We start from the raw sequence: 17910 nt of genomic DNA on the forward strand, positions 1-17910 counted from the left end.
AACGGGAAGTTTCGTGTGTGTATCGAAGGACCGCAGCCCTTTGTTGCTGCGGCTCCCATCATACCTGCGCCCGGACCCCGCTCTGTCTTCGAGTTTCGAAGCCCCTCCGTTTTTATCGTGCGAACACTGTTTGCGACTCCGTGCTCCAGAGTCGTCGACCCTCTCCGAAATGATAAACAGCAGGTTACTCGATGCACTTCAGCGAATTGATGGCAGTTCTTTCCACGCACGCTATCCGTCTTCAACAGGAAGAAGACGATCTGGTAATTCTCGGTGACGACGAGGGGCTGGACAGTGCCACTCTTGAAAGCCTGAGCGTGCACAAGGCGGAACTGCTTACGCTGGTGGCTCGAATGGGCGGTGACTGGCTCAGCCCGGCCTTTCGCATTACTGCAGACATGCTGCCGCTGGCCAATCTGAGCCAGGAAGCGATTGACAGAATCGTCGACGCGATACCGGGTGGGGCTGGCAATGTGCAAGACATCTACCCGCTGGCGCCCCTGCAGGAAGGGATTCTCTATCATCACCTGACGGCCGGGCAGGGCGATCCCTATGTGTTGCGGGCGTTGTTCGGGGCCGAAAGCCGCGAACGTCTCGACGACTTCGCCCAGGCACTGCAGGCGGTGATCGAACGCCATGACATCCTGCGCACGGCGATGGTCTGGGAAGGCCTCGAAGAACCGGTGCAAGTGGTGTTGCGCGAAGCAACGCTTGGCGTGGATGAGCTGACGCTGGACGCGGCTGGCGGCGACATCGAAACCCAGTTGCACGAACGCTATGATCCCCGGCATTTCCGCCTCGATCTGCGCCAGGCCCCGTTGATGCGCATGGTGTGCGCTGAAGATCCGGCCAACGCGCGCTGGGTCGCTATCCTGCTGTTCCACCACATCGCCATTGACCACGCTGCGCTGGACCTGGTGAAGCATGAGATGCAGGCGTTTCTGCTCGGCGAAGGCCATGCCTTGCCCGAAGCAGTGCCTTATCGTAACTACGTGGCACAGGTCCGACTGGGTGTCGGGGCTGATGCTCATGAAGGTTTTTTCCGCGAGATGCTGGCCGACATCGATGAGCCGACGTTGCCGTTCGGCGTGCTCGAAACGCCGGGCGGCGACTCACTGATCGAAGATGTGCACCTGCCCGTCGATGACGCATTGAGCGCGCGTCTGCGGACCCAGGCCCGACAGCTTGGGGTCAGCGCCGCGAGTCTGCATCACCTCGCCTGGGCGCGGGTGGTGGGTGCACTGTCGGGCAAATCGGATGTGGTTTTCGGCACGGTGCTGATGGGCCGGATGCAGGGCGGCGACGGCGCCGACCGGGCGTTGGGCATGTTCATCAACACCTTGCCGTTGCGGGTCAGGCTCGAAGGGCATGCGGTGCGTGAAGGGGTCAGAACCACCCATGCACGGCTGACTGCCTTGCTCGGTCATGAACATGCGTCGCTGGCCCAGGCCCAGCGTTGCAGCGGCGTTGCCGCACCGGCGCCGTTGTTCAATTCGCTGCTCAATTACCGTCACAGTGCCAGCGAAGCGGTGGCTTCAGCCGAAGCGCTCCAAGCCTGGAACGGCTTGCAGAGTCTGGGCAGCGAGGAGCAGAGCACTTACCCGATCACGCTGTCGGTGGATGACCTGGGCCAGGGCTTCAGCCTGACGGTTCAAGCCCTGGCGCAGATCGGTGCACAGCGTATCGGCGAGTACATGTTGACGGCACTCGGCGCGCTGGTAGAGGCGCTGGAGCAGCAGCCGCAAACCCCGTTGCAGCGTCTGCAAGTCCTCTCTGCAGCCGAACGCCAGCAAGTGCTGCACGACTTCAATGACACGGCACGCGAATACCCACGCAACAGCAGCCTGCAGGAACTTTTCGAACAACAAGTGGCGACGCAGCCTGATGCACTGGCTGCTGTGCAGAATGACCAGTGCCTGACGTACCGGGAACTGAACGGTCGCGCCAACGCGCTGGCCCGTCACCTGGTCGACCTCGGTGTGCAACCGGGCGAGCGGGTGGCATTGCTGCTGGAGCGCTCCCTTGATCTGCTGGCCGGTCAGTTGGCGATTATCAAATGCGGGGCGGCGTATGTGCCGCTGGACAGCAACGCCCCCGCCGAACGTCAAGCGTTCATGCTGCAAGACTGCGGTGCGCGGCAGGTGCTGACGCTGTCTCGCCATGACCTGCCCGACGGCATTCAGCGGATTGACCTTGACCTGCTGGAACTGCAAAGCGATGCACCCAACCCGGTACATTCGGCGTCCGCCGAGTCGGTGGCCTACATCATGTACACCTCCGGCTCCACCGGCATGCCCAAAGGCGTGTTGGTGCCGCACCGTGCTGTCAGCCGTCTGGTGCTCAATAACGGTTATGCCGATTTCAATGCCGGAGATCGTGTAGCGTTCGCCTCCAACTCGGCGTTCGACGCCAGCACCCTGGATGTCTGGGCGCCGCTGCTCAATGGCGGCTGCGTGGTGGTGGTCGAGCAGTCGGTGCTGCTGTCACTTGACGAGTTCCGCGCGCTGCTGCTGTCTCATTCGGTCAGCGTGCTGTGGATGACCGCGGGCCTGTTTCATCAATATGCCAGCGGCCTGATGGAGGCCTTCGCCAGGTTGCGCTACCTGATCGTCGGGGGGGACGTGCTGGACCCGGCAGTAATCGCCCGGGTACTGGCAGAAGGCGCACCGCAACATCTGCTCAACGGCTACGGCCCGACCGAAGCGACGACCTTTTCCACGACCCATGAGATCACCTCGGTCGGCAGCGGCGGTATACCCATCGGCCGGCCGATTGGCAACAGTCAGGTCTATCTGCTCGATACCTTGCGCCAACCGGTAGCAGTCGGAGTGGCGGGGGAGCTGTATATCGGCGGACAGGGCGTGGCCAAGGGTTACTTGAACCGCCCGGAGCTGAACGCCACCCAGTTTGTCGCCAACCCTTTCAGCGACGACGCTGGAGCCCTGCTGTACCGCACTGGCGACCTTGGTCGCTGGAACGCAGACGGGATTGTCGAGTATCTGGGCCGTAACGACGACCAGGTGAAAATCCGTGGTTTCCGTATCGAACTGGGTGAAATCGAAGCGCGTCTGGTCGAGTGCCCCGGCGTCAGAGAAGCCGTGGTGCTGGCCCGCCAGGACGAATCTGCACACAAACGCCTGGTGGCGTACGTGGTCGGCGAAGAAAACAGCGCCTTGTCAGCGGTCGAACTGCGCCGCGAACTGGCGGCGTCTCTGGCCGAATACATGGTGCCAAGCGCCTTTATGGTGCTGGACTCTTTCCCGCTGACCGCCAACGGCAAGCTTGATCGCCGGGCCTTGCCGGTACCGGACGCCGACGCCTACGCCAGCCGCGAATTCGAGGCACCCGAGGGTGAAGTGGAAATCACCCTGGCGCGCTTGTGGTCCGAATTGCTCAACGTTGAGCGCGTCGGTCGTCACGATCACTTCTTTGAGCTGGGCGGGCACTCGCTGCTGGCCGTCAGCCTGATCGAGCGTATGCGCCTGGCGGGGCTGAGCGCCGATGTACGCGTGCTGTTCAGCCAGCCCACGTTGGCCGCACTGGCCGCCGCCGTCGGCGCAGGCCGTGAAATCAATGTACCGGCCAACCTGATTGGCCAAGGCTGCGAGCGCATCACTCCAGAGCTGTTGCCGCTGGCAAGTCTGACCCAGGTGCAGATCGACCAGGTGGTGGCCAGCGTGCCCGGTGGCGTGGCGAATGTTCAGGATATCTACGCGCTGGCGCCGTTGCAGGAAGGCATTCTTTATCACCACATGGCAGCCGAGGTCGGCGACCCCTATGTGTTGCAGAGCCAGTTCGCCTTTGATAACCGCGAGCGCCTGGACGCCTTCGTTCAGGCTTTGCAGATGGTTATCGACCGTCATGACATTCTGCGTACCGGGGTGGTCTGGGATGGTCTGGACTCACCTGTGCAAGTGGTCTGGCGCGAAGCGCAGTTGCACCTTGAAGGGCTTGAGCTTGACCCGGCAGACGGTGAGATCGGCGCGCAACTGCATAGCCGCTTCGACCCGCGTCACTACTGCCTCGATATGACTCAGGCGCCACTGATGCGCCTGGTCTACGCCGAGGATCCGCTCAATCAGCGAATCACCGCGATGCTGCTGTTCCATCATATGGCCCTGGATCATATGGCTATGGAGGTGGTGCAGCATGAAATGCAAGCCTGGCTGCTCGACGAGAGCGAAACCCTGTCGGCGCCAGTGCCATACCGCAACTACGTGGCTCAGGCGCGGCTGGGTGTCAGCCAGGCTGATCATGAAGTGTTTTTCCGCGACATGCTGGGTGATATCGACGAGCCGACGCTGCCGTTCGGCCTGCAGGATGTGCAGGGCGACGGGCGTGATATAGAAGAAGCCGTCCTTGCCGTGGATAGCCAGCTGAACCTGCGCCTGCGTGCTCAGGCCCGACAACAAGGGGTGAGTGCCGCCAGTCTGGTGCACCTGGCCTGGGCCCAGGTGCTGGGCAAGGTTTCCGATCGTCGCGATGTGGTGTTCGGCACCGTACTGCTGGGCCGTATGCAGGCCGGCGAAGGCGCCGACCGAGCACTGGGGATGTTCATCAACACCTTGCCGCTGCGGGTCGCCGTGGGCGGGCAGGGTGTACGCGCCGGGGTCAAGGCGACACACGCGCAACTCACTGCGTTGCTCGCTCACGAACATGCATCGCTGGCGCTGGCTCAGCGTTGCAGCGGGGTTGCCGCACCGACGCCACTGTTCAGCGCACTGCTCAACTACCGCCACAGTGCGGTTGGCAGCGTGTCCGAACGTGCCGTACAGGCCTGGCAGGGTATTCATGCCCTGAGCAGTGAAGAGCGCACCAACTATCCATTGACGTTGAACGTCGATGATTTGGGTGACGGCTTCAAACTGGCTGCGCTGGCGACGAACGCGATCGGTGCGCAGCGCGTGTGTGGCTACATGCACACGGCTCTGGAGCATCTGGTGGACGCGCTTGAGCTAATGCCACAAGCGTCGTTACAAGGCTTGTCGATCCTGCCGGCTGTCGAACGTGAGCAGTTGCTGGTGGGTTTCAACGACACCGCGCTGGATTACCCGCATGAACAGACCATTCACGGTATGTTCGAAGCGCAGGTCGAGCGCACGCCTCAGGCGCTGGCAGTAGTCCACGGCGAGCAGCGTCTGACGTATCGCGAGCTTGACCAGCAGGCCAACCGTCTGGCGCATGCGTTGATCAAGCAGGGCGTGCAGCCGGATTCCCGCGTCGGCATCTGCGTTGAGCGCGGTGCGGATATGGTCGTCGGCTTGCTGGCGATCCTCAAGGCGGGCGGCGGTTACGTGCCGCTCGACCCGGCTTATCCAGCGGAACGTATTGCCTACATGTTGCAGGATAGCGCTCCGGCCGCAGTACTGGCTCAAACCGCTACTCAAGGCCTGCTGGCCGACGTTTCGGTACCTGTCATCAATCTGGATCTGAGCAATTGGCAGGACGAATCCGTCCAGAATCCGCAGGTGCCAGGGCTGACTTCAGCGCATCTGGCGTACCTGATCTACACCTCGGGTTCGACCGGGCTGCCGAAAGGCGTGATGATCGAACACCGCAACACCGTTAACTTCCTGACCTGGGCGCACAGTGCTTTCGACGCCTCGGCGCTGGAAAAAACGCTGTTTTCCACCTCATTGAATTTCGACCTGGCGGTCTACGAGTGTTTTGCGCCGCTGACCTCGGGCGGCAGCATCGAAGTCGTCAAGAACGTGCTGGAACTGCAACACGGCGAACACGATATCGGCCTGATCAACACCGTGCCTTCGGCGCTGAAAGCGCTGCTGGGAGTTAACGGCCTGCCGGAATCGGTGCACACCGTGAACGTGGCCGGTGAAGCGCTCAAGCGCAGCCTGGTGGAGGATCTATTCGAAAGAACCGGCGTGCAGCGCTTGTGCAACCTCTACGGCCCTTCGGAAACCACCACCTACTCGAGCTGGGTGGCGATGGATCGCGAAGACGGTTTTGCTGCGCACATCGGCAAACCGGTCGGCAACACCCGGTTCTACCTGCTGGATGAACAGCAACAGCCCGTGCCATTGGGTGTTGCCGGTGAAATCTACATCGGCGGTGCCGGTGTGGCACGGGGCTATCTGAACCGCGACGACCTGACCGCCGAACGCTTCCTGCTGGACCCGTTCAGCCAAAACCCGGCAGCACGCATGTACCGCACCGGCGATCTGGGTCGCTATCTGCCAGACGGCAATATCGAATACCTCGGTCGTAACGACGATCAGGTGAAAATCCGCGGCTTCCGTATCGAACTGGGCGAGATCGATGCGCGTCTGGCCAAACACCCGGCGGTCCACGAAGCCGTAGTCACTGCCCGCGAAGACATTCCCGGCGACAAGCGTCTGGTGGCTTATTACACCCTGGTGTCCGGGCACACCTCGGTGGACATCGACAACCTGCGCAGCCATTTGCAGGAAAAGCTGCCCGAGTACATGGTTCCGGCCATTTACGTGCTGCTGGAGGCCATGCCTCTGACACCGAATGGCAAGCTCGACCGCAAGGCCCTGCCGGCGCCGGACAGCGATGCACTGATCAACTGCAACTACGAAGCTCCACAGGGTGAAACCGAAACGCAGATCGCGGCCATCTGGCAAGACCTGCTGGGCGTGGCCCGGATCGGTCGTCACGACAACTTCTTCGAACTGGGCGGTCACTCGCTGCTGGCGGTGAGCCTGATCGGGCGTATGCGCCAATTGGGCCTGAGCGCCGATGTGCGCGTGCTGTTCAGCCAGCCAACCCTGGCCGCACTGGCTGCTGCAGTTGGCGGTAGCACGGACATCGTGGTGCCGGCCAATCTGATCACCGAGGATTGCCAACGCATTACGCCCGATCTGCTGCCACTGGCCAGCCTGACCCAAACGCAGATCGATCAGGTGGTCGCCACAGTGCCGGGCGGCGTGGCGAATGTGCAGGACATCTACCCGCTGGCACCGTTGCAGGAAGGCATTCTCTATCACCACATCGCCGCCGAGCAGGGCGATCCCTATGTGCTGCAGGCGCATTTCGCCTTTGATGACCGCGCGTGCCTGGACGCCTTCGTCCAGGCTTTGCAGACGGTTATCGATCGTCACGACATTCTGCGCACCGGTGTCGTCTGGAAAGGTCTGGACTCACCCGTGCAGGTGGTCTGGCGCCACGCACAATTGCCTCTTGAGATGTTGCAACTCGACCCGGCAGCCGGTGATGTCAGCGCGCAACTGCACGACCGCTTCGACCCGCGTCACCACCGCCTTGATGTCACTCAGGCACCGCTGATGCGCCTGGCCTATGCCGAAGACCCGCTGAATCAGCGCATCTGCGCGATGCTGCTGTTCCATCACATGGTCCTCGATAACATGGCGATGGCCGTGGTACAGCATGAAATGCAGGCCTGGTTGCTGGGCGAAGCTCAAAACCTGTCGACACCGGTGCCATACCGCAATTATGTGGCCCAGGCACGCCTGGGCGTCAGCCAGGCCGATCACGAAGCGTTTTTCCGCGACATGCTCGGTGATGTGGACGAGCCGACGCTGCCGTTCGGTCTGATCAATGTGCAGGGCGATGGCCTTGATATCGAGGAAGCCAACCTTGCGCTGGCCCCTCGGTTGAACCTGAGACTGCGCGCTCAGGCCCGACAACAGGGGGTGAGCACCGCCAGTCTGCTGCACCTGGCCTGGGCTCAGGTATTGAGCTCGGTTGCAAACAGGCAGGACGTGGTGTTCGGCACCGTGCTAATGGGCCGGATGCAGGCCGGGGAAGGCGCCGAGCGGGCATTGGGGATGTTCATCAACACCTTGCCGCTGCGGGTTTCGGTGGGCGGGAAAAGCGTGCGGGACGGGGTCAAGGCCACTCATGAACGTCTGACTGCCTTGCTGGGTCATGAGCATGCTTCACTGGCGCTGGCTCAGCGTTGCAGCGGCATTCCCGCGCCAACGCCACTGTTCAGTTCGCTGCTCAACTATCGCCATAGTGCGCCTGGCAGCGTATCCGAGCGGGCAACCCAGGCCTGGCAGGGTATTCATACGCTGAACAGCGAAGAACGCACCAACTATCCATTGACCTTGAACGTCGATGACTCCGGTGAAGGCTTCAACCTGAACGTACTGGTCACCGGCGCCGTGGGTGCCAAACGGGTCTGCGCTTACATGCAGACCGTGCTGGAACATCTGGTGGATGCGCTTGAGCAGTCACCGTCTGCGGCCCTCGACAGCCTGTCGATCCTGCCTGCTGGCGAACGTGCGCAATTGCTGGTGGCGTTCAACGACACAGCAATGGCTTACCCGCAGCAGCAGACCATTCATGGCTTGTTCGAAGCACAGGTCGAGCGCACCCCGCAGGCGCTCGCAGTGGTTCACGGCGAACAGCGCCTGACGTATCGCGAACTCAACGAGCAGGCCAACCGCCTGGCCCATGCCTTGCGCAAGCAGGGCGTGCAGCCGGATTCCCGCGTCGGTATCTGTGTTGAACGCAGTGCCGAGATGGTCGTCGGTTTGCTGGCGATCCTCAAGGCGGGCGGTGGTTACGTGCCGCTGGATCCGGCTTATCCAGCGGAACGTATTGCCTACATGCTGCAGGACAGTGCGCCGGCAGCCGTGCTGGCGCAGTCGGCAACCGAGGCGCTGCTGGCCGACGTTTCGGTGCCAGTCATCAACCTTGATTTGGGCAACTGGCAGGACCAATCCGTCCAGAATCCGCAGGTGCCGGGGCTGACTTCTGCGCATCTGGCGTACCTGATCTACACCTCGGGTTCGACCGGGCTGCCGAAAGGCGTGATGATCGAACACCGCAACACCGTGAACTTCCTGACCTGGGCGCATAGCGCTTTCGACGCCGGGACCGCCACTTCGGCACTGGAAAAAACGCTGTTCTCCACCTCATTGAACTTCGACCTCGCGGTCTACGAGTGTTTTGCGCCGCTGACGTCGGGCGGCAGTATCGAAGTCGTCAAGAACGTGCTGGAACTGCAAAACGGCGAGCACGATATCGGCCTGATTAACACCGTACCGTCAGCGCTCAAGGCCTTGCTGGAAGTCGACGGGCTGCCAACGTCGGTCCATACCGTGAACGTGGCGGGTGAAGCGCTGAAACGCAGCCTGGTGGAATCGCTGTTCGAGAAAACCGGCGTCCGGCGCCTGTGCAACCTCTACGGGCCTTCGGAAACCACCACCTATTCAAGCTGGGTCGCGATGGATCGCGAAGACGGCTTCGCTGCGCACATCGGCAAACCGGTCGGCAATACGCAGTTCTACCTGCTGGATGAACAGCAACAGCCTGTTCCGCTGGGCGTCGCGGGTGAAATCTACATTGGCGGTGCCGGTGTGGCGCGCGGTTATCTGAACCGTGACGAACTCACTGCCGAGCGCTTCCTTACGGATCCGTTCAGTCAGCAGCCAGCAGCACGTATGTACCGCACCGGCGACCTTGGCCGTTATTTGCCAGACGGCAATATCGAATACCTCGGTCGTAACGACGATCAGGTGAAAATCCGTGGCTTCCGCATCGAACTGGGCGAGATCGATGCACGTCTGGCCAAGCACCCGGCGGTCCACGAAGCGGTGGTCACTGCCCGTGAAGACATTCCCGGCGACAAGCGTCTGGTGGCTTATTACACCCTGAGCGCAGGGCATGCTTCGGTGGACAGCGACAGCCTGCGCGGCTGGCTGCAGGAACAACTGCCGGCCCACATGATCCCGGCGGCCTATGTGCTGCTCGATGCAATGCCGCTGACCCCGAACGGCAAACTCGACCGCAAGGCCCTGCCCGCACCGGACGGTGATGCACTGATCCGTGGCGGCTACGAGGCGCCACAAGGCACAGCCGAAATCACTCTGGCGAAGATCTGGAGCGACTTGCTCAACATCGAGCGTGTCGGTCGCCACGACCACTTCTTTGAACTGGGCGGCCATTCGCTGCTGGCGGTGAGCCTGATTGAACGTATGCGCCAGGCCGGCCTGAGTGCCAACGTGCGTACATTGTTCAGCCAGCCGACCCTCGCGGCACTGGCTGCGGCGGCAGGCGCGGTCGACGAGCTGGTGATCCCGGCCAACCGCATTCCAGCCGACTGCCAGAAAATTACCCCGGACATGCTGCCGCTGATCAACCTGACCCAGGTGCAGATCGATCAAGTGGTCGCTGGCGTGCCTGGCGGCGCGGCGAACGTACAGGACATCTACCCGCTGGCCCCCTTGCAGGCGGGCATTCTCTATCACCACATCAGCGCCGAACAGGGCGACCCCTATGTATTGCAGGCGCAGTTCGCCTTTGACAGCCGCACTCACCTGGATACCTTTGCTCAAACGCTGCAAGCGGTCATCAACCGCCATGACATCCTGCGCACCTCCATGCACTGGGAAAGCCTCGACGAGCCGTTGCAGGTGGTCTGGCGCCATGTCGAGCTCAGCGTAGAAGAAGTTCAGCTCAACCCTGGCCTTGGTGATATATCCCGTCAGTTGCAAGAGCGTCTGGACCCACGCCAGATACGCCTGGACATCCGTCAGGCCCCCTTGATGCGTCTGGTGTGTGCTCTGGACACCGTCAACCAGCGCTGGCTGGCGACCTTGATGTTTCACCACATGATCCTTGACCACACCGCGCTGGATCAGGTGCGCTATGAAATGCAGGTCTGCCTGCTCGGTCAGGCCGATCGGCTTGGCGACTCCATTCCTTACCGCAACTATGTCGCTCAGGCCCGACTGGGCCTGAACGAACGCGACCACGAGCTGTTCTTCAAGGACATGCTTGGCGACATCGACGAGCCGACGCTGCCGTTCGACCTGCACGATGTACAAGGAGACGGTAACGCTATCGATCAGGCCCGTCTGATGCTGGACAGCGGTTTGAGCCAGCGCCTGAGAGTTCAGGCGCGGCAGCTTGGGGTCAGCGCGGCGAGCTTGATCCATCTGGCGTTCGCGCAAATGCTGGGTCGCCTCAGCGGACGTGAACACGTAGTGTTCGGCACCGTATTGATGGGCCGGATGCAGAGCGGCGAGGGCGCCGAACGAGCCCTCGGCATGTTCATCAATACCTTGCCGCTGCGGGTGGACCTGGGCGAACAGGCCGTGCGTGACGGAGTCAAGGTCACGCATCGGCGGTTGACCGGGCTACTCGGGCATGAGCATGCCTCACTGGCGCTGGCCCAGCGTTGCAGCGGCGTAGTTGCACCGGCGCCGTTGTTCAGCGCCTTGCTCAACTATCGTCACAGCAGTGTTGCCGTGACCGATGAAGCGCTTACCGCCTGGAATGGCATGCAGTCGCTGGCGCTGGACGACGAAGAGCGCACCAACTACCCATTGACCGTCAATGTCGACGATATGGGCGAAGGCTTCCTGTTCACTGCGCTGGTGGCGGCGAGCATAGGCGCGCAGCGTCTTTGCGACTATCTGCAGTTGGCAGCAGAAGGGCTGGTCGATGCGCTGGAACAGGCGCCGCAAACTCCACTGCACGCCATTTCGATACTGCCGCTCAACGAACGTGCGCAGTTGCTCAAGCAGTGGAACGAGCCTGGCCAGCACTACGCGAATGGCACACCCATCCACCAGCAATTCGAAGCCCGTGCCGCAGAACGGCCCGACGCCGTAGCGCTGATGTTCGAAGCGCAGACCCTGAGCTACGGCCAGCTCAACGCACGTGCCAACCAGGTCGCTCATCGCTTGCTGGCATTGGGTGTGCGCCCGGATGATCGCGTGGCGATCTGCGTCGAGCGTGGCCCGGCGATGATTATCGGCTTGCTGGGTATCCTCAAATCCGGCGCCGGTTATGTGCCGCTTGATCCGGCTTACCCCCTTGAGCGCCTGGCCTACACCCTCGGCGACAGCACGCCGGTGGCGTTGTTGAGTCAACAGTCAGTGCAGCAAGCCTTGCCAGTGACGGAAGTCCCCATCATTAGCCTTGACGATGCCGACTTGCAGGACGAATCCGTCTGCAATCCAGAGGTGTCGGGGCTGACGGCTGCGAGCCTGGCCTACGTCATCTACACCTCCGGCTCGACCGGTCTGCCCAAAGGCGTGATGGTCGAGCATCGCAACGTTGCGCGGCTGTTCTCGGCCACTCAAGACTGGTTCGGATTCGGCGAGCAGGATGTGTGGGCGCTGTTCCACTCGTTCGCCTTCGACTTCTCGGTCTGGGAAATCTGGGGCGCGCTGCTGCACGGCGGACGTCTGCTGATCGTGCCGCAACTGGTCAGCCGTTCACCTCGAGACTTCCACGACCTGCTGTGCAGTGCCGGGGTCACGGTGCTCAACCAGACACCGAGTGCGTTCCGCCAGCTGATTGCCGCACAGGGCGAGAACGAGCAGGCGCATTCGCTGCGCCAGGTGATTTTCGGTGGAGAAGCGCTGGAAACGGCGATGCTCAAGCCGTGGTATGCCCGGCAAGCGAACGCCGGTACACAACTGGTAAATATGTACGGCATCACCGAAACCACGGTGCATGTGACCTATTACCCGTTGCAGCCCGAAGACGCCCAGCGTCTTGGCGCCAGCCCCATCGGCAGGCGCATCCCCGACTTGCAGCTGTATGTTCTTGATGCCCGCGGCGAGCCGGTGCCGGTCGGCGTGGTCGGCGAGTTGTACGTCGGCGGTGCCGGTGTGGCACGTGGCTACCTGAACCGTGAAGCACTGACGGCCGAGCGTTTCATCGATAACCCGTTCAACACGGCGCCGGGTGCGCGCCTGTACCGCACCGGTGACCTGGGCCGCTGGCTGGCCGATGGCAGCCTTGAGTACCTGGGCCGGAACGACGAACAGGTCAAGATTCGCGGCTTCCGCATCGAGTTGGGCGAAATAGAAGCACAACTCGTCGCGTGTGACGGTGTACAGGATGCCCTGGTGCTGGTCCGTGAGGACGAACCGGGCGACAAGCGTCTGGTGGCCTATGTCATCGGTACCGCGGGCGCCGAACTGGACGCCACCCACTTGCGCGAGCAACTGCGCCTGTCGCTGGCCGAGTACATGCTGCCGAGCGCCTTTGTCAGCCTTGAAGCTTTTCCACTGACGGCCAACGGCAAACTCGACCGCAAAGCCCTGCCAGCGCCCGACCGTTCGGCGGTGGCCAGTCGTGGCTATGAAGCGCCCGAAGGCGACACCGAGATGGCCATTGCACGGATCTGGCAAGACCTGCTCCAGCTGGAGCAGGTCGGCCGGCATGACCATTTCTTCGAACTGGGCGGTCACTCGCTGCTGGCCGTGAAATTGATCGAGCGCATGCGCCAGATCGATCTAGTTGCCGATGTACGCGTACTGTTCAGCCAGCCGACCCTGTCTGCCCTGGCGGCAGCGGTGGGTGGCAAAAGTGCAGTAGAAGTGCCCGGCAACCTTATTCCCGCCAACTGCGAGCGCATCACCCCCGACATGCTGCCATTGGTGTCACTGAGCCAGGACGACATAGATCGTGTAGTAGCCAGCGTGCCCGGCGGTCTGGCCAACGTGCAGGACATCTACGCGCTGGCGCCATTGCAGGAGGGGATTTTGTATCACCACCTTGCTGCGGCCGAAGGTGATCCATACCTTCAATACGCACTGTTTGCCTTTGACAATATCGAGCGTCTGTACAGCTTCGCCGAGGCCCTGCAAGGCGTGATCGCCCGGCACGATATCCTGCGCACCGCGGTGCTTTGGGAGCGCCTCGATTCCCCGGTGCAAGTGGTCTGGCGTGAAGCGACTCTGGGTCTGGATGAACAGGTGCTGGACCCGGCCGATGGCGATATCACCGAACAATTGCTCAAGCGCCTGGACCCTCGTCATACGCGCTTGGACATCCGTCAGGCGCCGATGCTGCGCATCGGCTACGCACAGGACGCGGCGAACAACCGCTGGCTGGGCATGCTGCTGTTCCATCACCTGGTCGACGATGCCACCTCGCTGCGCATTCTGAGCAGCGAAATCGAAGCGCACATGCTCGGTCAGCAAGCCTCGCTGCCGCCGTCCGTGCCTTATCGCAACTACGTGGCCCAGGCCATGCTCGGCGTTAGCCGCGAGGAGCACGAGGCGTTTTTCCGCGACATGCTGGGTGACATCGATGAACCGACGCTGCCATTCGGTCTGCAGGACGTGCAGGGCGACGGACGTGGTATCGAAGAAGTGCGCCAGTTGGTCGACGTCGACCTGAGCCGACGCCTGCGCGTGCAGGCCCGCCAACTCGGGGTCAGCTCCGCCAGCCTGTATCACCTGGCCTGGGCCCGTGTGCTGGGTGCGGTATCGGGCAAAGAGGACGTCGTGTTCGGCACCGTGTTGCTCGGTCGCCTGCAAGGCGGCGCCGGGTCCGACCGGGCGCTGGGAATGTTCATCAATACCTTGCCGCTGCGTGTCACGCTGGGCGAGCAGGGGGTGCGCAGCGGTCTGAAAGCCACTCATGCACGGCTCAGCGGGCTGCTGGCCCATGAACACGCCTCGCTGGTACTGGCCCAGCGTTGCAGTGGCGTACCGGCTTCGACACCATTGTTCAGCTCGCTGCTCAACTTCCGCCATACCGGTGATCTCGACGCGAGCGACCAGGCGCTGGCCGCCTGGGAAGGTATTCAGGCGCTGCATGGCGAAGAACGCACCAACTACCCGCTGACCTTATGCGTGGATGACCTGGGCGAAGGTTTCAACCTGACCGTCATGGCCGAAGGGCAGATCGGTGCCAAGCGTGTGTGTACCTACATGCACTGTGTGCTGGAAAATCTGGTGCAAGCACTGGAGCAGACCCCGGACGCAGCGCTGGGAGCACTGAATATCCTGCCTGCCAGCGAGCGCCAGCAACTGCTCGAAAGCTGGAACACCCCGCATGCGCTGCAGGCCGACGACGCCCTGATTCACCGTACCTTCGAAGCCTGGGTGGTGGCGCAGCCGAATGCCGTGGCCCTGGGCTATGAAGACAGCACCCTGACCTATGCCGAGCTGAACACCCGCGCCAACCAGGTAGCCCACTACCTGCTGGGCCTTGGCGTGCAGCCGGATGACCGGGTGGCGATCTGTGTCGAGCGCAGCCTGGAAATGATTGTCGGCCTGCTCGGGGTGCTCAAGGCCGGTGCGGGTTACGTGCCGATTGACCCGGCCTATCCGGCCGAGCGTATCGCCTATCAGTTGCAGGACAGCGCGCCGATGGCGGTGCTGGCCGATGCTGCGGGGCTGGCATTGCTAGGCTCGTTCGATGGCCCACGCGTAGATCTGCACAGTCCGGCGTTGCAGGCACAACCGGGTCACAATCCACAACTGACCGGGCTCAGCCCGCGCCACCTGGCTTACGTTATCTACACCTCCGGTTCGACCGGCCTGCCCAAGGGCGTAATGGTCGAGCACCGCAACGTGGCCCGGCTGTTCTCGGCCACCCAGAGCTGGTTTGGCTTCAACGAGCAGGATGTCTGGGCCTTGTTCCATTCATTCGCTTTCGACTTCTCGGTCTGGGAAATCTGGGGCGCGCTGTTGCACGGCGGGCGTTTGTTGATAGTGCCGCAACTGGTCAGCCGCTCCCCGCAAGACTGCTACGCATTGTTGTGCAACGCCGGAGTGACGGTGCTCAACCAGACCCCGAGTGCATTCCGCCAGTTGCTTAATGCCCAGGGCGAGAGCGATCAGCGGCACTCCTTGCGCCAGGTGATTTTTGGTGGCGAAGCGCTGGACACCGGGATGCTCAAGCCGTGGTACGCCAGGGTGATCAACGCGGGTACGCAGTTGGTGAACATGTATGGCATCACCGAAACCACGGTGCATGTGACCTATCACCCTCTGGTGGCGGCAGATGCTCAGCGTTCAGGCGTGAGCCCTATTGGTGTGCGCATTCCCGATTTGCAGTTGTATGTACTTGATGCACGCCGCGAGCCGGTGCCGGTGGGTGTGGTCGGCGAGCTGTATGTCGGCGGCGCCGGCGTTGCGCGGGGCTACTTGAACCGTGAAGCGCTGACGGCCGAGCGTTTCCTGGCGAATCCGTTCAGCAAGGAGCCTCAGGCGCGCCTGTACCGAACCGGCGACCTGGGTCGCTGGATGGCCGATGGCAGTCTCGACTACCTGGGCCGCAACGACGACCAGGTGAAGATCCGTGGTTTCCGTATCGAGCTGGGCGAAATTCAAGCCGTGCTGGCCGCCTGCAACACGGTCCGCGAAGCGCTGGTGCTGGTCCGCGAAGATCAACCGGGCGACAAGCGCCTGGTGGCCTATGTGATCGCTGCGCCCGGCCACGAAATCGTGGCGGCTGACTTGCGTGCGCAGTTGCTGCTGTCCCTGGCCGACTACATGGTGCCCAGTGCTTTTGTAGCCCTGGACAGCTTCCCGCTGACCGCCAACGGCAAGCTCGACCAAAAGGCGTTGCCTGCACCGGATGCTCAGGCGCTGGCAATGCGCGAATACGCGCCGCCAGAGGGCGACGTCGAGATCGCCATCGCACAGATCTGGCAGTCTCTGCTGCAAGTGCCGCAGGTTGGCCGCCACGATCATTTCTTCGAGCTGGGCGGGCATTCCTTGCTGGCCGTCAAACTGATCGAGCGCATGCGCCAGATCGACCTCTCGGCTGACGTGCGCGTGCTGTTCAGCCAGCCGACCCTGGCCGCACTCGCCGCGGCGGTGGGCGGGTACACAGAAGTACAGGTGCCGGATAACCTGATCGTACAGGGCTGCGAGCGTATTACCCCGGACATGCTGCCGCTGGCTGATCTGGATCAGGCAGGGATTGATCGCGTTGTGGCGAGCGTGCCGGGCGGCCTGGCCAACATCCAGGACATCTACGCTCTGGCCCCCTTGCAGGAAGGCATTCTCTATCACCACCTGGCCGCGGATGAAGGTGACCCCTACGTCTTGCAGATGCTCTTCGCCTTCGATGATCGCGAGTGCCTGGCCGGTTTCGCCGCGGCCTTGCAGAGCGTGGTCGAACGCCACGACATCCTGCGCACCAGTGTGGTCTGGGAAGGGCTTGAACAGCCGGTACAGGTGGTATGGCGCAACGCGAAACTGAGCCTGGAAGAGGTGGCCATCGATCCGCTCGACGGTGACGTGCTGACACGACTGCGCGAGCGTTTTGACCCGCGTCACTATCGCCTGGACATCGGCCAGGCGCCGCTGATGCGCATCGCCTACGCCGAGGACAACACCCACCAGCGTCTGGTCGGCATGTTGCTGTTCCACCATCTGGCGCTGGATCACACCTCGCTGGAAGTGGTGGTGGAGGAAATGCAGGCCAGCCTGCAGGGGCAGATCGAGCAATTGCCGACCCCGGTGCCTTATCGCAACCATGTGGCCCAGGCGCGTCTGGGTATCAGCCAGGCCGAGCACGAAGCGTTTTTCCGCGACATGCTCGGCGACATCGACGAACCGACCCTGGCTTACGGCATACAGGACGTGCAGGGCGATGGCAGTGGTATTGAGGAAGTGCATCAGGTGCTCGACAGCCAGCTGAGCAGCCGTATACGCAGTATTGCGCGGCAGTTGGGAGTTAGCGCTGCCAGTCTGGCGCACCTGGCATGGGCCCAGGTGGCAGGTCGGGTTTCGGGCCGTGAAGAAGTGGTGTTCGGTACCGTACTGATGGGCCGCATGCAGGGCGGCAACGGTGCCGACCGGGCGCTGGGAATGTTCATCAACACCTTGCCGCTGCGCATCAGCGTCGGCAGCCAGAGCGCTCTGGCGGCGGTCAAGGTCACTCACCAGCGCCTGTCGGCGCTGCTGGGGCATGAGCATGCCTCGCTGTCGCTGGCCCAGCGCTGCAGCGGCGTGCCCGGTTCGCTGCCGCTGTTCAGCACCTTGCTCAACTACCGCCACAGCAACGGCAGTGCGGCTTCGAGCGAAACATTGTCAGCCTGGCAGGGCATTCAGACCCTGAGCATGGAGGAACGCACCAACTATCCGTTGTGCCTGAACGTCGATGACCTGGGCGATGCTTTCATGCTCACCATTCAGGCTGTCCAGCAAATCAATGCCCAGCGCATCGGCGAGTACATGCAGGTTGCACTGCGCA

The 17910-nt window shown here is 62.4% G+C and carries 1 pseudogene; it reads left to right on the forward strand.

Annotation, left to right across the window (positions count from 1 at the left end):
• Nucleotides 1-191: 191 nt before the first annotated feature.
• A pseudogene (sypC, locus tag QRN50_RS21935) lies at nucleotides 192-17910 on the forward strand (syringopeptin non-ribosomal peptide synthetase SypC); the annotation flags it as partial.

It is taken from the genome of Pseudomonas sp. MEJ108, assembly GCF_030208985.1.
GTDB lineage: Bacteria > Pseudomonadota > Gammaproteobacteria > Pseudomonadales > Pseudomonadaceae > Aquipseudomonas > Aquipseudomonas fragariae.